At 69.0% G+C, this 26,109-nt stretch carries 18 protein-coding genes; 14 read left to right on the forward strand and 4 right to left on the reverse strand.

The window, feature by feature from the left end:
* Positions 1-894, reverse strand: a complete 894-nt coding sequence (locus tag JWQ81_RS42665; RefSeq protein ID WP_297551189.1) for a sugar phosphate isomerase/epimerase — start codon at positions 892-894, stop codon at positions 1-3.
* Between the two features lie 126 nt (positions 895-1,020).
* On the opposite strand from JWQ81_RS42665, the gene JWQ81_RS42670 reads away from it, so the two are divergent.
* Genes JWQ81_RS42670 through JWQ81_RS42680 form a run of 3 tightly spaced genes read left to right on the forward strand, consistent with a single transcriptional unit; the run spans position 1,021 to position 4,584 of the window.
* A complete protein-coding gene (locus JWQ81_RS42670; RefSeq protein WP_297551191.1) occupies positions 1,021-2,031 on the forward strand; it encodes a LacI family DNA-binding transcriptional regulator in 1,011 nt (336 codons plus the stop codon).
* Positions 2,032-2,060: 29 nt separating this feature from the next.
* The gene (locus JWQ81_RS42675; RefSeq protein ID WP_297551193.1) at positions 2,061-3,551 is read left to right on the forward strand and encodes a CoA-acylating methylmalonate-semialdehyde dehydrogenase; all 1,491 of its coding nucleotides are present in this window, start codon (positions 2,061-2,063) and stop codon (positions 3,549-3,551) included.
* 31 nt (positions 3,552-3,582) lie between these two features.
* On the forward strand, positions 3,583-4,584 hold the full coding sequence (locus JWQ81_RS42680; protein WP_297551195.1) for a Gfo/Idh/MocA family oxidoreductase: 1,002 nt from the start codon (positions 3,583-3,585) through the stop codon (positions 4,582-4,584).
* 53 nt (positions 4,585-4,637) lie between these two features.
* Here JWQ81_RS42680 and JWQ81_RS42685 read toward each other — a convergent pair whose 3' ends face one another.
* Positions 4,638-5,093, reverse strand: coding sequence for a hypothetical protein (locus JWQ81_RS42685; RefSeq protein WP_297551197.1), 456 nt, complete (start codon positions 5,091-5,093; stop codon positions 4,638-4,640).
* Between the two features lie 346 nt (positions 5,094-5,439).
* On the opposite strand from JWQ81_RS42685, the gene kdpF reads away from it, so the two are divergent.
* From kdpF to smc, 9 genes are all read left to right on the forward strand, one after another.
* Positions 5,440-5,541: a K(+)-transporting ATPase subunit F gene (gene kdpF / locus JWQ81_RS42690; RefSeq protein ID WP_297551199.1), complete on the forward strand. Its 102-nt coding sequence runs from the start codon at positions 5,440-5,442 to the stop codon at positions 5,539-5,541.
* 1 nt (position 5,542) lies between these two features.
* A complete protein-coding gene (gene kdpA, locus JWQ81_RS42695; RefSeq protein ID WP_297551201.1) occupies positions 5,543-7,204 on the forward strand; it encodes a potassium-transporting ATPase subunit KdpA in 1,662 nt (553 codons plus the stop codon).
* Positions 7,201-9,300, forward strand: a complete 2,100-nt coding sequence (kdpB, locus tag JWQ81_RS42700; RefSeq protein ID WP_297551203.1) for a potassium-transporting ATPase subunit KdpB — start codon at positions 7,201-7,203, stop codon at positions 9,298-9,300. The genes kdpA and kdpB overlap by 4 nt, the downstream gene beginning before the upstream one ends.
* 5 nt (positions 9,301-9,305) lie before the next feature.
* On the forward strand, positions 9,306-9,929 hold the full coding sequence (locus JWQ81_RS42705; RefSeq protein ID WP_297551253.1) for a potassium-transporting ATPase subunit C: 624 nt from the start codon (positions 9,306-9,308) through the stop codon (positions 9,927-9,929).
* A gap of 99 nt (positions 9,930-10,028) precedes the next feature.
* Positions 10,029-12,635 (forward strand): sensor histidine kinase KdpD, encoded by a 2,607-nt coding sequence (locus tag JWQ81_RS42710; protein WP_297551255.1) that lies wholly within the window; start codon positions 10,029-10,031, stop codon positions 12,633-12,635.
* Positions 12,632-13,342: a response regulator gene (locus tag JWQ81_RS42715; protein WP_297551205.1), complete on the forward strand. Its 711-nt coding sequence runs from the start codon at positions 12,632-12,634 to the stop codon at positions 13,340-13,342. The genes JWQ81_RS42710 and JWQ81_RS42715 overlap by 4 nt, the downstream gene beginning before the upstream one ends.
* Before the next feature lie 68 nt (positions 13,343-13,410).
* Positions 13,411-13,713 (forward strand): hypothetical protein, encoded by a 303-nt coding sequence (locus tag JWQ81_RS42720; protein WP_297551207.1) that lies wholly within the window; start codon positions 13,411-13,413, stop codon positions 13,711-13,713.
* A 478-nt stretch (positions 13,714-14,191) separates the two neighbouring features.
* Positions 14,192-14,488, forward strand: a complete 297-nt coding sequence (locus JWQ81_RS42725; protein ID WP_297551209.1) for an acylphosphatase — start codon at positions 14,192-14,194, stop codon at positions 14,486-14,488.
* A 560-nt stretch (positions 14,489-15,048) separates the two neighbouring features.
* Entirely contained in the window at positions 15,049-18,816 is a 3,768-nt protein-coding gene (gene smc / locus JWQ81_RS42730) for a chromosome segregation protein SMC (RefSeq protein ID WP_297551211.1), read from the forward strand.
* A gap of 449 nt (positions 18,817-19,265) precedes the next feature.
* Here the strand turns inward: smc and kstR are convergent, their stop codons facing one another.
* Entirely contained in the window at positions 19,266-19,898 is a 633-nt protein-coding gene (gene kstR / locus JWQ81_RS42735; protein WP_297551213.1) for a cholesterol catabolism transcriptional regulator KstR, read from the reverse strand.
* Positions 19,899-20,047: 149 nt separating this feature from the next.
* Between kstR and JWQ81_RS42740 the strand changes: the two genes are divergently transcribed.
* Both JWQ81_RS42740 and JWQ81_RS42745 read left to right on the forward strand, forming a co-directional pair.
* Positions 20,048-22,120 carry an acyl-CoA dehydrogenase family protein gene (locus JWQ81_RS42740; RefSeq protein WP_297551215.1) on the forward strand — a complete coding sequence of 691 codons (2,073 nt, stop codon included), beginning with the start codon at positions 20,048-20,050 and terminating at the stop codon, positions 22,118-22,120.
* Between the two features lie 19 nt (positions 22,121-22,139).
* Positions 22,140-24,821 carry a DEAD/DEAH box helicase gene (locus JWQ81_RS42745; protein ID WP_297551217.1) on the forward strand — a complete coding sequence of 894 codons (2,682 nt, stop codon included), beginning with the start codon at positions 22,140-22,142 and terminating at the stop codon, positions 24,819-24,821.
* A 26-nt stretch (positions 24,822-24,847) separates the two neighbouring features.
* On the opposite strand, the gene JWQ81_RS42750 is transcribed toward JWQ81_RS42745, so the two are convergent.
* A complete protein-coding gene (locus JWQ81_RS42750) occupies positions 24,848-26,086 on the reverse strand; it encodes an alpha/beta hydrolase (protein WP_297551219.1) in 1,239 nt (412 codons plus the stop codon).
* Positions 26,087-26,109 lie beyond the last annotated feature (23 nt).

The raw sequence follows: 26,109 nt of genomic DNA on the forward strand, positions 1-26,109 counted from the left end.
CTACGCGATCGGCAGGCGGCTGACGATGTCGTGGAGGTAGGACAGGCTCCGGCTGGCGTCCTTCTTGGGACCGTCGTCGGGGCTCGACTCGCCGAGGGCGGTGTCCTGCTCGAGGACGTACCACCCGTCATAACCGGCCTGCCGGACCGACCTGACCAACGCTTCGATGTCCACGTCCCCGTCTCCGAGAGGGCTGTACAGCCCCTTGCCGACCGCTTCGGTGTAGGACATCGTGCCACCGCGGACGGCTTCGGCAAGCTCGCCGCGCACGTCCTTGAGGTGCAGGTGCCCGATCCGGCCGGGGTGCCGCCGCGCGAGCGCGACCGGGTCGGTGCCGCCGATCAGCAGGTGGCCGGTGTCGAGGCACAGGTCGACGTCGGAACCGGCGAGGAAGCGCTCGACCTCGGCTTCGGTTTCGACATGCGTGCCGACATGGGGATGGACGACGGCGCGCAGCCCGTGGGTCGCCGCGATGTCGCGGATCTTGCCCGCGGTGTCGAACAGCGTCCGCCATTCGTCTTCGGTCAGCGCGGGCCGTTCGTCGTAACCGTCGAGCCCGGTCGCGGCCGCGACCACCAGTACCTCGGCCCCGCAGGCGGCGAACAGCGCGGCGGAGTCCTCGGCCGCGGCCAGCGCCGCGTCCTGCGCGGTGTGCAGTTCGATCGCGAGGAACCCGCCGATCAGGCGCAGGTCGTGCGTGCCGAGCAGGGCGCGCAGCTCGGCCGGCTCGCGGGGGAGGTACCCGGGCGGGCCGAGTTCGGTGGCGTGGATACCGAGCTCCGCCATTTCCCCGAGCACGGTCCCCGCTTGTAGTTCACGGCCCCAGCCCGGGACTTCGCACACCCCCCACGAGATGGGGGCCGCGGCTACCCGAAGGTCGGACTGCGTGGTCATCGGCGTCACTCCTGTGCGTCGGCGCTGGTGGTGGGGCTTGAGAGCGCTCTATTGATTAGAGCGCTCTAATCTTGTAGCGTCCGTCACAGCAAAGTCAAGCTTCGAGTGAAGAAACGGGGGCCGGTCTTGGTGCGACCGACCATGGAGGACGTCGCCGCGCGAGCGGGCGTTTCGCGTGCCCTGGTTTCCCTGGTCATGCGCAACTCGCCCAAGGTGAGCGACCAGCGACGCTCCGCCGTGCTCAGCGCGGCGAAGGAACTCGGCTACGAGCCGCACGTGATGGCCCGGGCGTTGGCCAGCCGGACTTCGACCGTACTCGGTGTGATGGTTTCCGACCTGCGTAACGCTTTCTTCGCCGAAGTTGTCGAAGGCTTGGACGCGGCGGCGAAGGCGGCCGGGTTCAACATCATCCTCAACACCGGCGGCCGGAGTCCGAGCGGTGAGCGCGACGCGTTGCGCAGTCTGCTTTCCTTCCGGCCGGCCGGAGTCATCCTCCTGTCGCCCGTGCTGTCCGCGTCCGCGATCGAGGACGCCGCCGAGCAGTGCCCGGTCGTCCTGGTGTCGCGGACGTCTCGTGCTTCCACAGTGGACACCGTGAACGACGACGGCGAGGCCGGGGCGGCACTCGCCGTCCAACACCTCGTCGGGCTTGGTCACCGGCGGATCGCGCATCTCGACGGCGGGGGCGCGGCGACCGCGGCGGCGCGGCGCAAGGGGTACCAGCAGGCGATGCGCCGCAACGGCCTCGAGCCGCTGGTCGTCCGAAGTGAACACACCGACCATGCCGGTGAAAAGGCCGTCCAGGAACTGCTGAGCACCTACAACCGTTCCGACCTGCCGACGGCTTTGCTCTCCGGTAACGACTTCAACGCCGTCGGTGCCATTTCCGCGCTCGAAGACGCCGGACTACGCGTCCCGGAAGACGTGTCCGTCGTTGGTTACGACAACACGTCGCTCGCGGCGTTGCGGCATCTATCACTGACCACTGTGGACCAGCCGCGGATCGAAATGGGCAGGCTGGCCACGGAGGCACTCTTGGAACGCGTCCGCGGTGAACGGACCGAGCCGGTCCGGCACCTGCTGCATCCCTCGCTGGTCGTCCGCTCGACGACCACCGCGCCCTTCGTGAAGCCCTGAAAATCAGCCCTGAACTCAAAGGAGAGAAAGTGCCCGAACTCGTCCAGCACTGGATAGACGGCGCTTACACGCCGGGGGTGTCGACCCGCCGCGGCGACGTCTTCCAGCCCGCCACCGGCGTCCTCGCCCGGCAGGTCGTCCTCGCCGAGCAGTCCGATGTGGACCTGGCGGTCGCTTCCTCGCTCAAGGCGTCGGCCGACTGGGCCGAAAGCTCTTTGTCGACACGGGTGCGGATCCTGTTCGCCTTCCGTCAGCTCGTCGACGCCCACCGCGACGAGCTGGCCGCGCTGATCACGGCCGAGCACGGCAAGGTGCTCTCCGACGCCGCCGGCGAAGTGCAGCGCGGGCTCGAGGTTGTCGAGTTCGCCTGCGGTATTCCCCAGCTGCTCAAGGGCGAGCACTCCGATCAGGTGTCACGCGGGATCGACGCCTACTCGATCCGGCAACCGCTGGGGGTCGTCGCCGGGATCACGCCGTTCAACTTCCCGGTCATGGTCCCGATGTGGATGTTCCCGCTGGCGATCGCCTGCGGCAACACGTTCGTGCTCAAGCCGTCCGACCGCGATCCCTCGGCTTCGCTGAGGCTCGCCGAGCTGTTCTCGGAGGCGGGTCTGCCGCCAGGCGTGCTGAACGTCCTCCACGGCGACGCCGTCGCGGTCAACGTGCTGCTCGACCATCCGGACGTGGCCGGAGCGTCCTTTGTGGGCTCGACGCCGATCGCCAAGCACGTCTACGCAAGGGGAACCGCTGCCGGCAAGCGCGTGCAGGCTCTCGGTGGCGCGAAGAACCACATGGTCGTGCTACCCGACGCGGACATCGCCGGTGCCGCGGACGCCGCTGTTTCCGCCGGCTACGGCAGCGCGGGCGAGCGTTGTATGGCGATCTCGGTGGTTGTCGCGGTCGGTGACACCGCCGACCGGCTGGTACCGGCCATCGCCGAGCGCACCCGCGTGCTGATCACCGGACCCGGTACCACCGAGTCCTCGCAGATGGGCCCGGTCGTGACCGCGACCGCGCGAGATCGGATCGTGTCCGCTGTGGACGCCGGGGAAGCGGCGGGCGCGACGCTGGTCGTCGACGGACGAGGCTTCTCCCCGGAGAATCACTCCGACGGCTTCTGGGTCGGCCCGACGCTGTTCGACCACGTCACGCCGGACATGTCGGTGTACACCGAAGAAATCTTCGGGCCCGTGCTCGTCGTCGTCCGGGTGCCGACGTTCGACGCGGCGCTGGAACTGGTCAACAGCAACCCCTACGGCAACGGCACCGCGATCTTCACCGGCGACGGCCTCGCCGCGCGCGAGTACCAGCGGCGGGTGACCGTCGGGATGGTCGGCATCAACGTGCCCATTCCGGTGCCGATGGCCTACTACTCCTTCGGTGGCTGGAAGGACTCACTGTTCGGCGATACGCACGTCCACGGCGCCGAGGGCGTCCATTTCTATACCCGGGGAAAGGCCGTCACGGCGCGGTGGCCGCGCCAGGCGCACGGCGTCGACCTCGGTTTCCCCACGGCCTGACGTCAGCAGAACTCTTCGGGAGGACAACACCATGAGGCTCGGACTTGCCGGTACCGGCCGGATCGGGGTTTCGCACGCCGAGATCCTGCGGCAGATCGACGGCGTCGACTCGGTCGTCGTCGCCGATGTGGACGCCGAGCGCGCCCGCGCGACGGCCGCGAAACTCGGCGTCGACTTCGCGGAGAGCATCGACGCGCTCTTCGCGTCCGATGTGGACGGAATGGTGGTCACCGCGGCCACCGACGCGCACCCGGCGTTGATCATGAGGAGCGTCGACGCCGGTATCCCGGTGTTCTGTGAAAAGCCGGTCGCGACCGACATCACCGGCACCCTCGCCGTGATCGACCACATCAAGGGGTCGGAAGTACCGGTGCAGATCGGTTTCCAGCGCCGGTTCGACGCGGGGTACACCGCGGCGAGGGCCGCCGTCGCCGCCGGAGAGCTCGGCTGGATCCACACGCTGCGGGCGACCACTTTGGACCCCGCGCCGCCACCGGCGGAGTACGTCCCGCATTCCGGCGGGTTGTTCCGCGACTGCGGGGTGCACGATTTCGACATCATCCGCTGGGTCAGCGGCCATGAAGTCGTCGACGTGTACGCGCTGGGCGCCAACCGCGGGGAGCAGTTCTTCGTCGACGCCGGTGACGTCGACACGGCGGCCGCGACGCTGACGTTGGACGATGGCACGTTCGCGCTCGTGTCTCTGACGCGCTACAACGCCGCCGGGTACGACGTGCGGCTCGAAGTACTCGGCTCGAAGGCCGACGTGGTGGTCGGGCTGGACGGCCGGGTGCCGCTGCGGTCCGTCGAGCCCGGTGTGCCGCCGCTGCCCGGCCCGGCGTACCCGGGGTTCATGGAGCGGTTCCGGCCGGCTTACGTCAGCGAGCTCGAGACGTTCGTTTCGGTCGTGGCGGGCAAGGTGGAAAGCCCGTGCGGGGTCACCGACGCGCTGGAAGCCTTCTATATTGCCGAAGCCTGCGAGATCTCCCGCCGAGAAGGCAGGTCCGTCTCCGTGGCCGAGGTTCGCCGCTAGGACTGGTGAGCGTTCCGGCAGGTTCTCAGCGGCCGGAACGCTCACTGGCCCCCTCAGCCGCCCGCTTGGTTCACCGCGGCTTGCGCGCGAGACATGAACTGCTGGTAGGCGCCGTTGAGATAGGTCGTCCACGGCTGCCAGTTCGAACCGCCCGACGAGATCGTGAAGGCGGCCTGGGCACAGCCGGCCGGGTCGAAGGCCTGGCCGTCGGAGACCTCGGGCTGCCACTCGTTGCTGATCTGCCAGAGCCCGCGATCATGGCTGCAGTCGGCGTTGATCAGCACCGCCCTCGTCCAGCCCTGGCTCTCGGCGAGCGACACGGCCACCGAGATGACCCAGCCGTTTCCACTGAACCCGGCCTGCCTGGCGGTTTGCGCGAGCTGAAGATCGCTGTAGTGGTCTCCCTCCAATATGCTCTGCTGCTGACACGAGTCCTGCGTGCCGATGGTGCCCGCGGCGTCGGCCGGGCGCGTACCCGCTGACGCCAACGGCGCCGTGAACAGGGTCAACGCCGTGAGGATCGCCGCGGCGGATCAGGGTTCAGCCCCACGAAGTTCCCGAACACTCTCCGCGCGCATCGAATCACCGGGCGTCGTCTCGATCACTGCATACCCCTTCCGGCTGGGTGGCGGGGGTCACCGGGCGTCAATAACGCGTAAATGGACCCCTTCGGGGCGTCAAGGACCCGTCATTCCTCGTCGATTACAGAGGGCAACCGGCGCAAAGTTGCCTGGTCCTGGTCACCGGTGGGGTGACCTTTCTTGAAGGGTGCACTGTGGCCGACTTGCTCTATGCCGTGCTCTTGATCGGCATATTCGGGGTCCTCGCGCTCGCGCTGCGCGGATTGGAAAAGCTGTGAACGGGGCGGGCGCGGTCGCCAATATCGTCGGCGGCGTGCTGGCTCTCGGACTGATCATCTACCTGTTCATCGCACTCATCAGGCCGGAGAAATTCTAGAATGTCTGACACAGCTGCCGGCTTCGTGCAGGTCGGCCTCCTCCTGGTAGCGCTCGCGGTGGTGTACCGGCCATTCGGCGACTACATGGCCAGGGTCTTCTCCTCCGAGAAGCACTTGAAAGCGGAGCGCGGCCTGTACCGCCTCTTCCGGGTGAATCCCGATTCCGAACAGCGGTGGCCGACTTACGCCGCCGGTGTCCTCGGCTTGTCCTTCGTCTCCATTGTGCTGCTTTACCTCTTGCAGCGGTTCCAATCGGTCCTGCCGTGGAACTTCGGTCGCGGGACGATTTCACCCGCGGTCGCGTTCAACACCGCGGTCAGCTTCGTGACGAACACCAACTGGCAGTCCTACGTGCCCGAGACGACCATGGGGCACTTCGTCCAGATGACCGGGCTGACCGTCCAGAACTTCCTCTCCGCGGCCGTCGGGCTCGCTGTCGCGATCGCGTTGATCCGGGGGTTCATCCGCTCGAAGAGCGACCGCCTCGGCAACTTCTGGGTCGACCTGACCCGGGGGATCGTGCGGATCCTGCTGCCGATGGCGTTCGTCTTCGCCATCGTGATGATCGCGCTCGGGGTGATCGAGAGCCTCAAGTCCGGGGTCGCGGTGACCAACCCCGACGGCAGCAAGTCCACGATCGCGCTCGCGCCGGTCGCCAGCCAGGAGTCGATCAAGGAACTCGGCACCAACGGCGGCGGCATCCTCAACGCCAACTCCGCGCACCCCTTCGAGAACCCCACTGCCTGGACGAACCTGATCCAGCTGTTCCTGATTCTCGTCATCCCGGTGTCGCTGACCAGGACGTTCGGCAAGCTCGTCGGCAACACCAAGCAGGGCTACGTCCTGCTGTCCGTGATGGGCGCGCTGTGGACGGCCATGCTGGCCGTCACCTGGCTCTCCGAAACCCACTCGAACGGTCCGGCCGCACTGGCCGCCGGCGCGAACATGGAGGGCAAGGAGCAGCGGTTCGGTCAGAGTCTCACCTCGATCTTCGCCAACACCACGACCGGCACGTCCACCGGCGCGGTCAACGGCGCGCACGACAGCCTCAGCGGGCTGGGTGGTAGCGGTCCGTTGGTCAACATGCTGTTCGGTGAGATATCGCCGGGTGGCGTCGGTACCGGGCTCTACGGCATCCTCGTGATGGCGATCATCGCGATGTTCCTGGCCGGGCTGATGGTCGGGCGCACCCCGGAGTACCTGGGCAAGAAGCTCGGCAAGCGCGAAGTCACCTGCGCGGCGGTCGCCATGCTGGCGATGCCGACGGTCATGCTGCTCGGTTCCGGGATCGCCCTGATGATGCCGGACACGCTGTCGGCCTTGACCAACGACGGCGCGCACGGACTGTCCGAGGTGCTCTACGCCTACGCCTCGACCGGTAACAACAACGGCAGCGCGTTCGGCGGGCTCACCGCGACGAGCAACTGGTTCCAGTCGAGCCTCAGTGTGGCCATGGCACTGGGTCGGTTCATCCCGATCGTCGCCGTACTTTGCCTCGCCGGTTCCCTGGGCGCACAACGGAAGGTGCCCGAGACCGCGGGCACGCTCCCGACCACCGGGCCGTTGTTCGGCACCATGCTCACCGGGACCATCGTCCTGGTCGCAGCACTCACTTTCGTCCCGGCGCTCGCGCTCGGGCCATTCGCGGAGGCACTCGCGTGACCGTCACCGATACCCCTCAGCGCACCGCTGAGGAAGAACAGAAGCACCACGCCGAGAACGCCGGCCGGGTCGGCGCGGGCATCTTCAGCCCGCGTCAGCTGTGGACGTCGCTGCCCGACGCGCTGCGCAAGCTCAACCCCAAACACCAGCTGGCCAACCCCGTCATGTTCGTGGTGTGGGTCGGTTCGGCACTGTCGACGGTGTTCGCCATCACCGATCCCAACGCGTTCGTCATCATCACCACGGTCTGGCTCTGGCTCACGGTTCTCTTCGCGAACCTGGCCGAAGCGGTCGCCGAGGGGCGCGGCAAGGCGCAGGCGGAAAGCCTGCGTCGCAGCAAGAAGGAGACGGTCGCCCGGCGGCTTACCGAGGACGGCTCCGAGGAGAGCGTGCCCGGAGTCGACCTGCGCATCGGCGACCTCGTCGTGGTCGAAGCGGGCGAGGTCATCCCCGGTGACGGTGACGTCGTCGAGGGCATCGCGACGGTAGACGAGTCGGCGATCACCGGCGAGTCCGCTCCGGTGATCCGTGAATCCGGCGGTGACCGCAGCGCGGTCACCGGCGGAACCACGGTGCTCTCGGACCGGGTCGTCGTGAAGATCACCACCAAGCCCGGCGAGTCCTTTGTAGACCGGATGATCGCCTTGGTGGAAGGCGCCTCGCGACAGAAGACGCCCAACGAGATCGCGCTGACGATCCTCCTGGCGACGCTGACGATCATCTTCCTGCTCGCCGTCGTCGCGCTTCAGCCGATGGCGACGTACTCGCACGGCACCCAGTCGGTCATCGTGCTGACCGCGTTGCTGGTCTGCCTGATCCCGACCACGATCGGCGCACTGCTGTCCGCCATCGGTATCGCCGGGATGGACAGGCTCGTCCAGCGCAACGTGCTCGCGACCTCGGGCCGCGCGGTCGAAGCCGCAGGCGACGTCTCGACGCTGCTGCTCGACAAGACCGGCACGATCACCTTCGGAAACCGGAAGGCGACCGAGTTCATCCCGGTCGGATCGTCCACTCCGGACGAACTGGCCCGTGCGGCCCGGCTGTCCAGCCTGGCTGACGGCACGCCCGAAGGCCGCAGCATCATCGAGCTGGCCACCAGGGAGTACGGCCTGCCCGAGGCGGCTACCGAGGACGAGAAGGTCGCCGAGTTCGTCCCGTTCACCGCGCAGACGCGCATGAGCGGGATCAACTTCGGCCAGCGCGAGGTCCGCAAGGGTGCCACGGCTTCCGTTCGCTCGTGGGTCCGCGACCGCGGTGGCGAAATGCCGGACGAGACCGAGCGGGTCGTCGACCAGATCAGCCAGCAGGGCGGGACCCCGCTGGTGGTCGCCGAGTCCGATGGCGGCCGGGCCTTCGTCCGCGGCGTGATCCGGCTGTCCGACGTCGTCAAGCCGGGGATGAAGGAGCGCTTCGACGAGCTGCGCCTGATGGGTATCCGGACGGTCATGATCACCGGGGACAACCCGCTGACCGCCAAGGCCATCGCCGCGGACGCCGGGGTCGACGACTTCCTCGCCGAGGCGACGCCGGAAGACAAGATGGCGCTGATCAAGAAGGAGCAGGAGGGCGGGCGGCTGGTCGCGATGACCGGTGACGGTACGAACGACGCTCCGGCGCTCGCGCAGTCCGATGTCGGTGTCGCGATGAACACCGGCACGTCGGCGGCCAAAGAGGCCGGCAACATGGTCGACCTCGACTCCAACCCGACGAAGCTGATCGAGATCGTGGAGATCGGCAAGCAGTTGCTGATCACCCGCGGCTCGCTGACGACGTTCAGCATCGCCAACGACCTCGCGAAGTACTTCGCGATCCTGCCCGCGATGTTCGCCTCGATCTACCCGCAGCTGGGCGGGCTGAACATCATGCACCTGCACTCGCCGCACACGGCGATCCTGTCGGCGGTGATCTTCAACGCGTTGATCATCGTCGGCCTGATCCCGTTGGCGCTGCGAGGTGTCCGCTACCGCCCTTCGTCGGCCTCGGCCCTGCTGCGCCGCAACATGCTGATCTACGGCTTGGGTGGGATCGTCAGCCCGTTCCTCGGGATCTGGGTCATCGACCTGCTCATCCGCCTCATTCCGGGAATCGGGTAATCATGATGAAGGTATTGCTCAAGCAGACCGCGGCGGGCCTTCGGGTGCTGATCGTGCTCAGCGTCCTGCTGGGCGTGATCTACCCGCTGGGCGTCTGGGCCGTGTCCCGGATCCCCGGGCTGCAGTCGAACGCCGAAGGTTCGGTGATCACCCAGAACGGGCAGGCCGTCGGCTCTCCGCTGATCGGTATCGACCCGGTCCCGGCCGACCCGGCCCACGACCCGTGGTTCCACAACCGCCCGTCGGCCGTGGCCGTCGACAGCTCCAAGCCGCTCGGCCCGGCCAACCCGTCCAGTTCCGGCGCGTCGAACCTGTCCGAGTACAACCAGAAGCTCGTCGACGCGATCAACCAGCGCAAGGGCCTCATCGCCCAGCGTGAGGGCGTCACGCCGGCGCAGGTGCCGGCCGACGCCGTCACCTCGACCGGTTCCGGCCTCGACCCGTCGATCAGCGTCGCTTACGCGGACCTTCAGATCCAGCGTGTCGCCGCCAACAGCGGCGTCTCGGTGGACAAGGTGCGCCAGCTGGTCGACGACAACACCTCCGGCGCCGGGATCGGCATTCCCGGGGTCAACGTCCTGAAGCTGAACCTGGCCGTCGAAGCGGCCGCCGGGCACCAGCTGCACTAGGGCGACGGCGAAAGGGACTTTCCTCACGTTCGTCGGGGAAAGTCCCTTTCGGCAATCTTGAGGACGAGAGAGCAGACTGGCGGAGTGGACGAGCAACAAGTGGCCGAGAACAGGGTCGCAGAAGACGGTGAGGCCGCGCCGGCCAAGCCCCGGCGTGGTGAACTGCGGATCTACCTCGGCGCCGCGCCCGGGGTGGGCAAGACTTTCGCCATGCTCGGGGAGGCCAGGCGCCGCCTCGACCGCGGGACCGACGTCGTCGCCGGGCTCGTGGAGACCCACGGCCGTGCCAAGACCGCCGAGTTGCTGGACGGCATCGAGATCCTCCCGCGCCGGGAGGTCCACCACCGCGGTCACGACTTCACCGAAATGGACGTCGACGGGTTGCTGGCGCGGCACCCCGAGGTCGCCATCGTCGACGAGCTCGCGCACACCAACGTGCCGGGTTCGCGCAACGAGAAGCGCTGGCAGGACGTCCAGGAGCTGCTCGCGGCCGGGATCGACGTTCTGTCCACGGTCAACGTGCAGCACCTGCAGAGCCTCAACGACGTCGTCGAGCGCATCACCGGCGTCGCGCAGCAGGAGACGATCCCCGACGAGGTCGTCCGCAAGGCCGAGCAGCTCGAGCTCATCGACATCACCCCGGAGGCGCTGCGCCGCCGGCTGGCGCACGGCAACGTCTACCCGGCCGAGCGCATCGACGCCGCGCTGGGCAACTACTTCCGCCCCGGCAACCTCACGGCATTGCGCGAGCTGGCGTTGCTGTGGGTCGCCGACCAGGTCGACGTCGCGCTGCAGCGCTACCGCGCCGAGCAGCAGATCACCGACACGTGGGAAGCGCGTGAACGGGTCGTCGTGTCGATCACCGGCGGCCCGGAAAGCGAGACGCTGATCCGCCGCGGCAGCCGTATCGCCACCCGCGCCGGAGCCGAGTTGCTGGTGCTCCATATTCTGCGTGGGGACGGCTTGTCCGGCCTCGGCCCGACGGCCGTCGTCCGCTACCGGACGTTGACCGAAGAGCTCGGCGCGTCGTTCCATCAGGTCGTCGGCGACGACGTGCCGACCGCGCTGCTGGACTTCGCGCGCGGGGTCAACGCGACCCAATTGGTCATCGGCACGTCGCGCCGCTCCAGGGTCGCGCGGCTGTTCGACGAGGGCATCGGCGCGGCGGTGGTCCGCGACTCCGGACCCATCGACGTGCACATGGTCACCCATGCGCAAGCGGGCGGGAAGCTGCGCGCCAAGCTCATGAACAGCCCGCTGGCACCGTCCCGGCAGATCATGGGCTGGATCCTCGCGGTCGCGTTGCCCGCGATCGCTACGCTCATAGGTGCGTTGCTCCGCAACGAGCTCGACCTCTCCACCGATGTCGTCGACTACGTGCTCGCGACAGTGATCGTGGCGCTCGTCGGCGGCCTCGGACCGGCTCTGCTGGCTGCCGTGCTCGCCGCGGGGTTGCTGAACTTCTATTTCACCGAGCCGTTCTACACCCTCACCGTGCACTCACCGCGCAACATCGTCACGCTGGTGGCGATGGTCGTCGTCGCGATCCTGGTTGCCCTGGTTGTCGACGCCGCGGCCAGGCGCGCGACGCAGGCGGCACGGGCGCGGACCGAGGCGGCGTTGCTCGCTTCCTACGCGAGGACCGTGCTCACCCATCCCGCGCCGGTGGAACGACTGCTGGAGAAGGTCCGGGAGAACTTCGGGCTCAATTCGGTGGCGCTGCTGGAAAAGCGTGACGGCGATTGGAAATGCGTCGCGCAGTCGGGTTCGAACCCCTGTGACGACCCGGATGAGGCCGATGTCGATATCGCGGTGACCCCGGAGGTTCACCTGACCCTGCGCGGCCGCGCGCTGCCGGCTGCCGACCGGCGCGTGCTCGAAGCCGTTGCGGGACAAGCGCTGCTTGCGCTGCGGCAACAGCGTATGACCGCGAAGACAGCGCAGGCGGAACGCAAGGCGGAGGCGACGGAACTGCGCACGGCACTGCTTTCCGCTGTCGGCCACGATCTCCGGACGCCGCTGACCTCGATCAAGGTGTCGATCGGGAGCCTGCGCGCGACCGATCTCCAGCTGTCCGAAGAGGACACGACCGAGCTGCTGGAGACCATCGAGGAGTCCACCGACCGGCTGGCCGGCTTGGTCGACAACCTCCTGGACTCGTCCCGCCTGGCCACCGGAGCCGTCCGGCCGCACCTGCGTCCGGTGGGCTACGACGAAGTCGTCGCACACGCGCTGTCCAATGTGGACGGGTCGGCGTCGGTGGTGGTCGCGGTGGACGAGCACCTCCCGTCGGTACTCGCCGACCCCGGGCTGCTCGAACGGGTCGTCGCGAACGTCATCGACAACGCCTTGCGCCACGGCGCGGCTCGCGAGCCCGTGTCGGCGCGGGCCAGTACGCATTCCGAGCACGTCGAGCTGCGCATCATCGATCACGGGCAGGGGTTGAAGAAGGGGGCCGCGAAGTCCGCGTTCGCGCCGTTCCAGCGGCTCGGCGACCGCGACGCGACCGCGGGTGTCGGCCTCGGCCTGTCCGTGGCGAAGGGGTTCACCGAGGCGATGGGCGGCACCATCCGCGCCGAGGACACGCCGGGCGGCGGTCTGACCATGGTGATCTCCCTTCCGGCCTATCGTTCGGGTGATCTCGAAAAACCACTGCCGGGCTTCGATGAGCTGGTGCTGCACGAAAGCGGGGAACAGGTGCGATGACCGGGGAAAACGGCCAGACGACGGCCAGTACCGTGCTCGTCGTCGACGACGAACCGCAGATCGTGCGGGCGCTCCGGATCAACCTGTCCGCCCGCGGCTACCGGGTGATCACCGCGCACGACGGCGCCGCGGCGCTGCGGGCGGTCGCCGAGACCAAACCGGACGTCGTGGTGCTCGACCTCGGGCTGCCCGATATGGACGGCAACGAGGTCATCGCGGGCCTGCGCGGCTGGACGACGGTGCCGATCATCGTGCTGTCGGCGCGCGGCGACTCGTCGGACAAGGTGCAGGCACTCGACGCCGGCGCCGACGACTACGTGACCAAACCGTTCGGCATGGACGAGCTGCTGGCGCGGCTGCGCGCCGCCGTCCGGCGGTCGGTCGTGACCTCTTCGGACGGTGGGGAAGCGGTGGTGGAGACCGGTTCCTTCACCATCGACCTGGCCGCGAAGAAGGTGATGCGCGAGGGCGCGGAGGTGCACCTCACCAAGACCGAGTGGGGAGTGCTGGAGTTGCTCGTGCGCAACCGCGGGCGCCTCGTCGCGCAGAAACAGCTGCTGCACGACGTCTGGGGGCCGACCTACGAGACGGAATCGCATTATCTGCGGGTCTACCTGGCGCAACTGCGCCGGAAACTCGAACCGGAGCCCTCCCGGCCTCGGCACTTGCTCACCGAGCCGGGAATGGGCTACCGCTTCGAGGTCTGACAGGTGTTCACGGGCTGGTAGGAGGCGTACTGCTGTCGCTACCGCTTGGAGAAGTCGTCCCGCCGCCGGTGCCCGTGGTACTCGGCGGCGGGACCGGGCTTGATGACCCGGGCGGAGGTGTCGTCGGCGTGGTCGACGACGACGGTGGCGGTGTGCTCGACGGCGAGGACGTCGTCGGCGTGGTGGTCGACGTCGGCGACGTCTTGGTCGTCGGCGAGGACGGCGGCGGAGGGTCCGACCGCGGCCCGGTGGGACCGCCCGGCGGGGCTCCCACCGGCGGAGGCGGAGGCGGCAGCACGGTGGTGGTCGGGTGGCCGTCCGGGCCGACGCTGACCACGGTGGTCGGCGGCTGGCTGGACGGCGGGAGCTGACCGGGGGCGCCGGAACCGGGGATGGTCATCGGGCTGCCGGGGCCGCCGTTGCCCTGGACGACCTGGATGCCCGGGGTGGTGCCCTGGCCTCCGTTGGTGAGCCCGGGGTTGCCCGACGCGGTGGGCGAAGGGCCGGCCACCTGGGCGACTACACCGAAGATGGTGGCGACGGCCAACCCACTGAGGCCGAGCATGATGTAGCCGCCCCGCTGCAGGAGGCCGTTGGACTCGCGTGGGGGTGCCACCGAAAAGCTGGCTCCGGAAAGGTCAGGGGCGTACGGACTCGAATCTGACCCGTCGGGACGGGACATGCAGGACTCCTCGGCTGGACGGTGTAGATGCGGTTCTGTGACCAAAATACCTGACCTGGCTGGTCCGGCTGGCTGACCCCCGCCGGGACGTTATCACTGACGGGTGACCGTCAGCGAGCGTTCGGGTGCGCGGTGCTGACTGTGCGTCGCCATGGCGGTGGGGCACGATGGCGGCCGTGAGTGAGACGGAAAAGAACGTACGGCTGACAGCCTGGGTGCACGGCCAGGTCCAGGGGGTCGGTTTTCGCTGGTGGACCCGCAGCCGCGCGCTGGAGCTGGGCTTGGTCGGCAGCGCGAAGAACCTCCGGGATGGCCGTGTCGAGGTGGTAGCGGAGGGTGTTCGTGACCACTGTGAGCGGCTTTTGACCATTTTGCGGACTGGAAAATCACCCGGAAGTGTGGACCATGTCGTCGAGCGGTGGTCGGCTGCGAAAGGCGGCCTCACTGCTTTCGTCGAACGTTGAGCGCTCAACTTCCGACTGTGCGGGGGGTGTCGGGTGGTTGGTCGGTTGACGTGGCGGGTTCGGCTTTACTACAGCAAGGACCGGGGCGAGTTGGTGTGTCTGGTGTGGCGTTGTGACGTAAGGCGTACTCAACTAGGCCTTGACGACGTCTCTGTCCTACCGGGAGTCCCAGCAGGCACATCGCCATCGCCAGCGCCACCTGCACGGCGTGACTGGCCTTCAGTGCCGCTACCAGCACCCGTTCGCCCCGGTCCTTACTGCTGTGGACAGAACTGACCACCCCGACCCCCCTAAATTCCAGGCATTGGCGTTGGACGCACTGCGAGGGTCGCCATGTCGTGGCCTTGAGGGGCCTCGAACCCGCCCCCGCGCACCTGTGACTCCTGTGGTGAGTGTTGCTGGTGAGGTGCACACTGTGCTAAGGCGCGCCCCGAAGTGGCCCGCGTCCCACGACCGGCATCGGCCGGAAGGTAACCTTTGAAGATTCTCGCCGTAGTCCGCCACGTCGTCCGCCACGTCGTCCGTCATGTCATCCGCCATGCCAGAGGGGTCAGCATCAAGTGCATCTGAAAAGCTTGACGCTCAAGGGCTTCAAGTCCTTCGCCTCGGCCACCACGTTGCGCTTCGAGCCGGGCATCACCTGCGTCGTCGGGCCCAACGGCTCAGGCAAGTCGAACGTGCTCGATGCGCTGCGCTGGGTGATGGGCACCCAGGGCGCCAAGGACCTGCGCGGCGGCAAGATGGAGGACGTCATCTTCGCCGGCACCGCCGGCCGCGCGCCGCTGGGGCGAGCCGAGGTCACCCTCACCATCGACAACGCCGACGGCGCGCTGCCGATCGAGTACTCCGAGGTCGCCATCACGCGGCGGATGTTCCGCGACGGCGCGAGCGAGTACGAGCTCAACGGCAAGACCTGCCGGCTGATGGACGTCCAAGAGCTGCTGTCGGACTCCGGGATCGGCCGCGAGATGCACGTCATCGTCGGGCAGGGCCAGCTGGCGCAGATCCTCGAGGCCAAGCCCGAGGAGCGCCGCGCCTTCATCGAAGAAGCCGCCGGGGTGCTCAAGCACCGCAAGCGCAAGGAAAAGGCGCTTCGCAAGCTCACGTCGATGCAGGGCAACCTCGACCGTCTCGGCGACCTGACCACCGAACTCCGCCGTCAGCTCAAGCCGCTAGGCAAGCAGGCCGAGATCGCCCGCAAGGCCCAGTCGGTCCAGTTCGAGCTGCGGGATTCGCGGCTGCGGCTGCTCGCCGACGACCTGGTCAACCAGCGCGCCGGGATCGCGCGCGAGGAGGCCGACGAAAACCTCGCCCGCGCCCGTCGCGCCGAGGTCGAGCAGGCCCTCGAAATGGTCACCGCGCAAGAGAACGAGCTCGAGTCCGCGCTGGCCGAGGACGCTCCGCTGCTCGCTGCGGCCCAGGAGACCTGGTACAAGCTTTCGGCGCTGGGCGAGCGCCTGCGCGGCACGGTCCGCCTCGCCATGGAGCGCCAGCGCCACCTCTCCGCCGACGTGCAGACCAGCAGCGGTGGCCGCGACCCCGACGAGCTGCTCGCCGAGGCCGAGCTGGTCGCCGAGCAGGAGCAGGAGCTCGTCGAGGCCGTTGCGGAAGCCCGTGAGACGCTCGCGGAGAGCGTGCTGCGCCGTGAGGAGCTCGAACACCAGGTTCAGGCCGCCGAGCGCGCGCACATGGCGGCCGTCCGGGCGATCGCCGACCGCCGCGAGGGGCTCGCGAAGCTCACCGGCCAGGTCGAGGCCCTGCGCAGCAAGAACGGCGCCACCTCCGACGAGATCGAGCGGCTCACCACCTCGATCGACGAGGCGAGCGCGCGTGCCGAGTTCGCCACCGAAGAGCTCGAAGAGGCGCGTGCCGAGGGCGGGGTCGAGGAGTCGGACGACTCCGACCTGCAGGCCCGGCACGACCGTGTGGTCGAGGCCAACAACACCGCCAAGGCGCGGGTCGAGGAGCTGGTCAAGGCCGAGCGGACGGCCGAGCGGGAGATCGCCTCGGAGCGTGCCCGCGTCGAGGCGTTGTCGATGGGGCTCAAGCGGAAGGACGGCGCCGGCGCGCTTCTTGGTGCCACGCACCAGCTTCCGGGCCTGCTCGGTTCGGTCGCGGCGCTGCTGACGGTCGAGCCGGGGCACGAGATCGCGCTGGCCGCGGCACTGGGCCCGGTGGCTGACGCCGTCGCCGTGGCCGGCGGCGAAGATGCGCTCGCCGCGCTGAAGTTCTTGAAGAGCAACGATTCTGGCCGCGCCGGGATCCTGCTCGGCGGGTTCGAGTCCGTTGTGGACATCGGTGCCTGGCCGTCCCTGCCCCACGGTGCCCGCTGGGCACGCGACGTCGTCACCGCACCGGAAGCGTTGCGCCCCGCGGTCGAGAAGGCACTCGAACGCGTCGCCATCGTGGACGACCTCGACACCGCCCGCCGGCTCGTGGCCGTGCATCCCGAGGTCAGCGCCGTGACGGCCGAGGGAGACGTCTTCGGCTCGCAGTGGGCCGTCGGTGGTTCGCAGCGCAGCGAGAGCGTCATCGAGGTGCAGGCCGCGGTCGACGAGGCCGGTGACCGCTTGCGTGCGGCCGAGCGCGCGATCGAGCGCACCGCGGCCGAGTTGGAAGGCGCGCGCGCCGAGCAGCAGGCCCGCCGCGACGAGGTCGGCCAGGCCAAGGAAGCGCTCGGCGAGGCTAAGGTCCGCAAGGCCCGTTCCGGCGAGCGGCTCAACCGGATGCAGCAAGCCGCGCGCACGGCCGAAGCCGAGGTCGAGCGGCTGCGAACGCAGCGCGCGAGGGTCGAGCAGAGCCGCGAGCAGGCGCTCACGGCGTTGGCGGAGCTGGAAGACAGGCTCACGGCCTTCGACGAGCAGCCTGTGGACGACGACCCGGACACCGACGAGCGCGACCAGGCCGCCGAGGCTCTCGCCGTCATCCGCCAGGAGGAGATGGAGTCGCGGCTTTCGCTGCGGACCGCTGAAGAGCGGGCACGCGGGATCGCCGGCAAAGCCGAGTCCCTGCGCCGCGCCGCGATCGCCGAACGGCAATCGCGCGAACGCTACGAAAAAGCCCGGATCGCCAGGGCCCGGGGTGCCGAGATCGCCACCGCGGTGGTCGACGGCGGTGAGATCGCGCTGGAGCGCATCGAGATTTCGGTGCAGCGCGCCGCGTCCGAGCGTGACGCCGCGCAGGCCGCGCGCCAGGGCCGGGAGACCGCGCTCGCACAGGTCCGCGGCAAGGTCCGCGAGCTCACCGGAGAGCTGGAGAAGCTCACCGATGCCGTGCACCGCGACGAGGTCCAGCGCGCCGAGCAGCGGCTCCGGCTGGAAACCCTCGAGGGCAAGATCGCCGACGATTTCGGCATCGGGCTGAGCGACCTCGTCAACGAGTACGGCCCGGACGTGCCGGTGCCGCCGAGCTCCGGCGAGATGGCCGAGTACGAGTCGGCGAAGGAGCGCGGCGAGACGGTCGCGATGCCGCAGCCCATCCCGTTCGAGCGGGAGACGCAGACCAGGCGGGCCAAGCGCGCGGAGAAGGACCTCGCGCTGCTCGGCAAGGTCAACCCGCTGGCGCTGGAGGAGTTCGCGGCGCTGGAGGAGCGGTACAAGTTCCTGTCGACGCAGCTCGAGGACCTCAAGGACACCCGCAAGGACCTGCTGACCGTGATCAAGGAGGTCGACGAGAAGATCCTCGAGGTGTTCGCGTCGGCCTACGAGGACGTCGCGCGCGAGTTCGAGATCGTGTTCAACGTGCTCTTCCCGGGTGGTGAGGGCCGGATGATCCTCACCGAGCCGAACGACCTGCTGGCCACCGGCGTCGACGTCGAAGCCCGTCCGCCGGGCAAGAAGGTCAAGCGGCTGTCGCTGCTCTCCGGTGGCGAGAAGTCGCTGGTCGCGGTGGCGATGCTGGTCGCGATCTTCCGTGCGCGCCCTTCACCGTTCTACGTGATGGACGAGGTCGAGGCCGCGCTGGACGACACCAACATGCGTCGGCTGATCAGCCTGCTGGAGGAGCTGAGGTCGGCGTCGCAGCTGATCATCATCACCCACCAGAAGCCGACGATGGAGATCGCCGACGCGCTGTACGGCGTCAGCATGCAGGGCGACGGCATCACGAAGGTCATCTCGCAGCGGCTGCGGAACAGCGACGGCGAGCGGATCGCCGAGCCGGGCGACGACATTCTCCCCGACGTCCCCCCGGCCCCAGTCCGCCTCCCCACCACCCCCGACGTCAACACCACCCCGACTACCACCCCCACCCCCACCCCAGACAAGGCGGCCGAGGCGGCCGCCACCCCGGAGCCGACCCCCGCCCCGGTGGATTCCCCAGCGCTCTGACGCTGCCCACCGCAACTCGCCGTCGAGTTGCGGTGGTTGCGGACGCTAACTACCGCAACTCGCCGTCGAGTTGCGGGGCCAAGCGGGGGCACTTTTGTACATAGTGGCTCTTGTGTCGTATGTGTGGGTCCGCGACGCCTCTGTGGTGTCGGTGTGGCTGGTGGGGTTCTTGAGGTCAGCGGGTGTGGTCGGCTGTCAGTGAATGTGGGACTCGTCGGCGTGAACGTGGGACTCGCCGGGCTGGAGTGTGGGACTCGCCGATGTGCTGTGCGAGTCCCACGTTCAGCGAGGGCGAGTCCCACAGTCAGACCGGTGAGTCCCACACCCAGCTTCGGACACCGGCATTCGCCGGACACGACCCGGCCCTTGCTGCGGTAAAACGCAGCCAGTCCACAGCAACCAGCACCCACGCATACGACCGAAGAGCTGCAAAAAAGTACAAAAGTGCCCTATTTGTCCAGCAGCAGGTGCACGGAAAGTTCGAGGCGGGCGGCGACGTCGGCGGCGGACGCTCGCCGGGTGACCCAGGCGACCAGGTTCGCCATCCAGACGTCGGCGATCAGGTGGAAGATGTCGCGGTCGCCGTCGGTGGGCTCGTCGATGCCCATCGCTTGGGCGAACATGTCCTCCATCAGACGGCCGACCTGCTCGACCTCGGCCGCGGCGGTGGTGTCGGCGAACATGAAGGCCCGGACCATGGCCTCGGTCAGGTGCGGGTCGCGCTGCATCAGCCGGGTGTTGCGGCCGAGCACGAACATCAGTCTGTCGGCGGGGGTTTCGCCGGGGATCGCGACCCGGTTCAGTTTCTCTTGCGCACGCTCGAATTCCCGCGCGAGCCCGGACACCAGCAGGTGGATCTTCGACGGGAAGTACCGGTAGAGCGTGCCCAAGGCGACGTCGGCCTTTTCGGCGACGGCCCGCATCTGCACGGCGTCGTATCCGCCCTTGGCCGCCAGCGCCAGCGTCGCGTCGATGATGCGCTTGCGCCTGTCCCGCTGCGCCGCGGAGCCCAGTTCGTCGCCGTTGATCGCGCCGAGCGCGGCCGCACGGGCCTTTGCCGGCGTCACGGGCTTGCCTGCCATCGGGGCTCCCAGCTGATTCGGAACTTGTTCCACTTGCCGGGTTAGCGTACCTAACCCGGCTAACGGTTCAAGTCGCGGCCTACTCGCCAAGAAACTGAAACACGTTCTACAATAGTTCCCGGCTCAGTCACCGCTGCCGGGGAGGACCCTTGCCAATCGCGACCACCGAGGAGCAGCGGGCGCTGGCCGAGTCGATCGCCACCTGGGCGACGCGCGGGACGACGTCGGATTGGGGACTGGCGGGGATCGGCGTGGCCGAGGAGCTCGGCGGGGCCGGCGGCACGGTCGCGGACGCGGCCACCGGGCTCGAGGCGGCGGCTATGGCCTTGGCCGAGGGGCCGCTGCTCAGCGCGACACTGGGTTGCTTGCTGCTCGCTCGCGCGACCGGGCGGGCGCGGGACGTGCTGGCTTCGGTCGCTTCCGGGGCCGCGCGGATCGCCGTCGGGCTCGACGGTTTCAGCGCGGTTCCCCAGCCTGACGGCGGGCTGGTGGTGTCCGGCAGGGCTCCGGTCCTTGACGCCGACGAATCGGCGTTTCTCCTGCTCACAGCGGGCGAGGTGGCTTTCCTCGTCGAGCCGCGTTCGGTGGGGCTCCGGATCGAGGCCGCCGAGCCGTTCGACTTTTCGCGGGCGGTGGGAACCGTCGAACTGCGTGACGCGGAAGTCCCGCCCGAGTCGGTTCTGACCGGGCTGGACTCGGGCGCGGTCGAGCGGTTCGCCGTCACGCTGGCGGTCGCCGAAGCGGCCGGTGTCGCGGCTTGGTGTGTGCGCACGGCGAGCGAGTACGCGAAGATCCGGGAGCAGTTCGGCCGTCCTATCGGTTCGTTCCAGGCCGTCAAACACCTGTGCGCCGAGATGCTGTGCCGCGCCGAGATCGCTGCGGCGCTCGCCTGGGACGCCGCGCGCGCCGCGGACGAGACCCCCGAACAGCACGCGCTCGCCGCTTCGGCGGCGGGGGCCGCGGCGCTCGACGCCGCTGTCGACAACGCGAAGGACTGTATTCAGGTCCTCGGCGGCATCGGGTTCACCTGGGAACACGACGCGCATCGTTACCTGCGCCGGGCGGTCGCACTGCGGCAGTGGGCCGGCGGTTCCCCGCGGTGGCGGCGTCAAGCGGCGGCGCTCTCGGTGGGCGGACAACGTCGTCGGATCGGTTGGGACAGCGGCGAAAGCCCGGCCGAGATCCGCGCGGTCGCCGCGGAAATCGCCGCGCTTCCCGCTCAGCGGCAACGTCTGCGCCTGGCCGAGTCGGGCTTCCTGGCTCCACATTGGCCGAAGCCCTATGGTCTCGACGCGTCCGCCTCGGAGCAGTTGGTGATCGACGCCGAACTCGCGCGTGCCGGGGTGCGCCGTCCCGATCTCGTCATCGGCGCGTGGGCCGTTCCGACGATCCTCGCGCACGGGTCACCCGAGCAGCGGGAGCGGTTCGCCGGGCCGACGTTGCGCGGGGAACTCGTTTGGTGCCAACTGTTCAGCGAACCCGGAGCGGGTTCGGACCTCGCGTCGCTGACGACCAGGGCCGAGCGGTGCGACGGCGGCTGGCGGCTCACCGGGCAGAAGGTCTGGACCTCGTTGGCCCGCGAAGCGGACTGGGCGATTTGCCTGGCACGTACCGATCGGACCGTCCCGAAACACCGCGGGATCACTTATTTCCTTGTCGACATGGCCACGGCCGGGATCACCACCAAGCCGTTGCGGGAGATCACCGGGGACGCCGTGTTCAACGAAGTGTTCCTCGACGACGTCTTCGTGCCCGACACCGATGTCGTCGGTGAGCCCGGTGCCGGCTGGCGGCTCGCCAGGACCACGCTGGCCAATGAACGGGTCGCCATTGGCAGCGGCTCGGCGGTCGGCGAGACGGTCGAAAAACTCCTCGAACAGGTGAAGACGGGCGATCCCGCTGTCCTCGAACGGTTGGGCGCGTTGATCGCCGAAGGTTCGGCCGGCTCGCTGCTCGACCTGCGTGCCGCGCTGCGACGGCTGGCAGGGCAGGGGCCGGGGCCGGAATCCAGTGTGCGCAAGCTGCTTGGCGTGCGCCACCGGCAATCCGCGGCGGAACTGGCGCTCGAACTCTGCGGCTCGGCCGCGCTGGGCGTCGGGCCCTCGACGTCGGCCGCGCAGCACGAATTCCTGCTGACCCGCTGCCTCAGCATCGCCGGTGGCACCACCCAGGTCCTGCTGAACCTCATCGCCGAACGCCTGCTCGGGCTGCCCCGCGAGTGAGCCGCGTCAGGTTTTGTCGGTGCTCTCGCCTAAGGTCCGTGACGTGTTGTCGTTCGGCGAGCAGACCCAAGCCACCTACGTCCCCTCGGACCCGCCGCGGGACGGGGTGCTCGCGTTGTGGGGCGACGGTGCCGGCGATACCCCGATCGAACTCGCGCTGCCGTCGGGGAAGTCGTTCCAGCGCACCAAGATCGATGCCACGCTCATGCCGCTCGCCGAGGCGATCCCGCACCTGCTGACGGCCGGTGAGGAGGCGAGCCCGGCGATCGCCGCCTGGTCCGCCGCTGTCACCGCCGGGGTCAACCTGATCGATCGCGGCCGGCTCGAACCGGCCGCGACCCCACGCGGTTTCGATGCCTGGCGGGTCGGCCCGCTGGACGTCGACGATGAGAGTGTCCTGCGGAAGCTGGCCGCCGCGCTGCCTCCCGAGGCCCACGCGCTGCCGTTGGCCGGGCTGAAGAACATCCGGCTGCATTCACCCGAGTCGCTGGTACGGGCGCTCTGGGACGCCACCGCGGCCGTGCTGGTGCGCCGGCCGTCGGCGAGCGGCCCGGCCGCGCCGAGCGGGGCGGCGCTGCTGATGCGCGTCGAGGTTTTGGAGCCGGACGGGGTTTTTGCCGGGAGGTTCGCGCTGCGCAGTGCCGCCGATCCGAGCCTGGTCGTCGAGGTCTCCGCGTTGCCGGAGGCCGACGAAGCCGTACTCACCCGGCTGGGGGAGGACGTTCGGGCGCAGCTGGCGGTGGCGTTGCGGCGTGGCGGCCGGGTGTGGACTCCCCTGCAGCGGGCGGTGGACGAGCCGGCTCTCGGCCTCGTGCTGGACGAGAACGAGGTCATCGACCTGCTGGGGCGCGGTGGTCGCGTGCTCGAAGGCGCGGGTGTCGAGGTTCTGTGGCCCGAGGGTCTTTTCGCGGACAAGGTCGAGGTCAGGGCCGGGGTCGCCCAGGCGCCCGCGGTGGACGGCGAGCGGGTGTTCACCCTGGCCGGGGTGCTGAAGTTCCGCTGGCAGGTGAGTCTCGGCGGCGATTTACTGACCGAGCCGGAGGTCGATGCGCTGGCCGAGGCCAAACGGCCGCTGGTGCGCCTGCGCGGCAAGTGGGTCCGGGCGGACACGGAGTCGGCGGCCAAGCTGAGGCGGCAGCAGAACCACGTCGTCAGCGGCGCCGACGCGCTGGCCGCGGCGTTGACCGGCACCCTCGAAGTCGCGGGTGAGCAGGTTCCGTTCGTGCCGCCGGACGCGGTGTCCGGCCTGCTCCAGCGGCTCGCGGCGAGCGCGCACGGTGAAATCGAGCCGTCGCCGGAGCTGCACGCCACGCTGCGCCCGTACCAGCGCACCGGGCTGGCGTGGCTGGCGACGATGACCGGGCTCGGCCTCGGTGCCTGCCTCGCGGACGACATGGGGCTCGGCAAGACCATCCAGCTCATCGCGTTGCACCTGCACCGGCGACAGCTCGAGGCCGGGCCGACGCTGGTGCTGTGCCCGACGTCGTTGCTGGGTAACTGGGAACGCGAGTTCGCGAAGTTCGCGCCGGGGGTCCGAGTCCGCAGGTTCCATGGCGGTAGCAGGAACCTGGAAGGGCTGGCGCCGGCCGAAGTCGTCCTCGCCACGTACGGCGTCCTCCGGCGGGATCGTGTGGAACTTGCCGAAGTCGGCTGGGGGCTCATCGCCGCCGACGAGGCGCAGTACGTCAAGAACCCGTTGTCGGCGACGGCGAAGGAGCTTCGGCGCCTGCCGTCCGCCGCGCGGGTCGCCCTGACCGGTACCCCGATGGAGAACCGGCTGACCGAGCTGTGGTCACTGGTGGACTGGACGACACCAGGTCTGCTGGGCACGCTCGAGCAGTTCCGGCGCCGGGCGGTCAAGCCCATCGAGCGTGACCGCGACCAGGCTGTCACCGAGCGGCTCGCCGCGACGGTCCGGCCGTTCCTGTTGCGGCGTAAGAAAACCGACCCCGACATCGCGCCCGAGCTGCCCCGCAAAACCGAGACCGACAGGTTCGTCCCGCTCGGCCCCGAGCAGGCAACGCTGTATGAGGCGGTGGTCCGCGAGAACTTGGCGCAGATCCGTGACAGCGAAGGCGTGCAGCGGCGCGGGCAGGTGCTCAAACTGCTCACCGAGCTCAAGCAGATCTGCAACCATCCCGCGCAGTACCTGAAACAGGACGGGCCGCTGCCGGACAGGTCGGGCAAGCTGACCGCCTTCGAGGACCTGCTCGACGTCGTCCTCGACGAAGGCGACAGCGTGCTGGTGTTCAGCCAGTACGTCCGGCTCTGCCGGTTGATCGAGGCGCGGCTCGCCGAGCGCGGGGTGCCGTGCATGCTGCTGTCGGGAGCCAGCACTCCCGCGCGGCGTGACGAGATGGTGAGTCGCTTCCAGTCCGGCGAGGTGCCCGTGTTCCTGCTCTCGCTCAAGGCAGGCGGGGTCGGCCTGAACCTGACCAGGGCCACCCACGTCATCCACTACGACCGCTGGTGGAACCCCGCCGTTGAGGACCAGGCCACCGACCGCGCGTACCGCATCGGCCAGGACCGCCCGGTCCAGGTCCACCGACTGATCGCCGAGGGCACGCTGGAAGAGCGGATCGCGGTCATGCTGGAGGCCAAGCGCGGCCTCGCCGACGCCGTGGTCGGCGCCGGCGAGGATTGGATCACCGAACTTTCCGACGACCAACTCGCCGACCTCGTCCGCCTCGGCCGCGTCTGACCCGCCGTGAAGTGCACACATGCTGGTCAGCGGGTGGCGCGGCGGTGGGTCCACTCGAGGAAGCGTTCGATGCCGCGGACGACGTGGGCGGTGCGGATCGAGGGGAAGGTGTCGAAGGCGTGTTGCGCGCCGGGGACTTCGGCGTAGACGACCGGGTTGGGGGAGGTTTCGCGGAGTCGCCGGACGAACTCGCGGGCTTCGGCGACAGGGACGAGGCTGTCGCGTTCGCCGTGGATGACGAAGAACGGCGGCGCCTTGTCGGTGATCCTGTCCAGCGGGGATGCGGCGATGTAGTCGTCGAGGAACTCCGCGGGGCCTCGGTCCTTGGCGAAGACCTTCCGCGCGATCAGGTTGTCCAGCCGCGACTTGCTCGCCAGGGAGCCGCTGGTCGCGGCGAAGTCGTACACCCCGTAATTCGGCACGCAGGCTTGGACGCTCGTGTCGGCCTCGGCAAAGCCGGGTTGCAGGGTCGCGTCGTTCTGGGTGAGCGCGAGCAGCGACGCCAGGTGTCCGCCCGCGGAGCCGCCGGTCACCGCCAGGAATGACGGGTCGCCGCCGTACTCGGCGATATTGTCCCGAATCCAGGCGACCGCCCGCTTCGCCGCGACGATATGGGCAGGCCAGTGCGCCGCGGGTGACAGCGGGTAGTTGATCGCGACGCAGATCCAGCCGCGGCGGGCCATCTGCAGCATCAACGGGATGCCCTGCTGGTCCTTGTTGCCGATGATCCACGCGCCGCCGTGGATCTGCAGCAGCACCGGACGGCCGCTGACCGGTTCCCTCGGCTGGTAGACGTCGAGCAGAAAGCGCTTGCCACCTGGGGCGTAGGCGATATCGCGGGTACGTCGGACGTCGGCGTCGCGCATCCGGAACGGCAGCACGAGCTGACCCCACGGGGTCGCCAGGTCGGCGGGGGACGGCGGGTGCTCGAGCTCGGCGGTGTAGTCCGTGCCGATGCCCTCGTTCAGTGCGTCTTCGATCACGCCTTTGGCGCGCTGCGAAGTGGCGATCAGCGACCCGAGCCCAGCCGCCGTCAGCGCGGACACCGCGAGCGCGACCCGGTCGGCTTTGCCCCGCGCACCGCGGCGCAGGAGATGCTGGGCGGTGTCCGCGGCGGTCAGTGCCAGCAGGTGGGGCGCGAGTTCCCCGGTGAGCCAGCCTGCCATGAAAATCGGGAACTCCGAGCGCGCACCGCGCAACGGCCGGAGGGCGTTGGCCGTCAGGGCCAGTCCGATCGCCCGGCGGGTCAGGAAATTCGGCTGCATGAGACCTCAGTCTAGGTGACAGC

The organism is Amycolatopsis sp. (assembly GCF_025464955.1).
GTDB lineage: Bacteria > Actinomycetota > Actinomycetes > Mycobacteriales > Pseudonocardiaceae > Amycolatopsis.

Excerpts from the sequence above, each read along its gene's own strand:
- JWQ81_RS42665 (WP_297551189.1), bottom strand. The coding sequence starts at position 894 with ATGACCACGCAGTCCGACCTTCGGGTAGCCGCGGCCCCCATCTCGTGG.
- JWQ81_RS42725 (WP_297551209.1), top strand. The coding sequence starts at position 14,192 with ATGGCGGCCGTGAGTGAGACGGAAAAGAACGTACGGCTGACAGCCTGG.
- JWQ81_RS42680 (WP_297551195.1), top strand. The coding sequence starts at position 3,583 with ATGAGGCTCGGACTTGCCGGTACCGGCCGGATCGGGGTTTCGCACGCC.
- JWQ81_RS42750 (WP_297551219.1), bottom strand. The coding sequence starts at position 26,086 with ATGCAGCCGAATTTCCTGACCCGCCGGGCGATCGGACTGGCCCTGACG.
- kstR (WP_297551213.1), bottom strand. The coding sequence starts at position 19,898 with ATGGCAGGCAAGCCCGTGACGCCGGCAAAGGCCCGTGCGGCCGCGCTC.
- kdpA (WP_297551201.1), top strand. The coding sequence starts at position 5,543 with ATGTCTGACACAGCTGCCGGCTTCGTGCAGGTCGGCCTCCTCCTGGTA.
- JWQ81_RS42715 (WP_297551205.1), top strand. The coding sequence starts at position 12,632 with ATGACCGGGGAAAACGGCCAGACGACGGCCAGTACCGTGCTCGTCGTC.
- JWQ81_RS42705 (WP_297551253.1), top strand. The coding sequence starts at position 9,306 with ATGAAGGTATTGCTCAAGCAGACCGCGGCGGGCCTTCGGGTGCTGATC.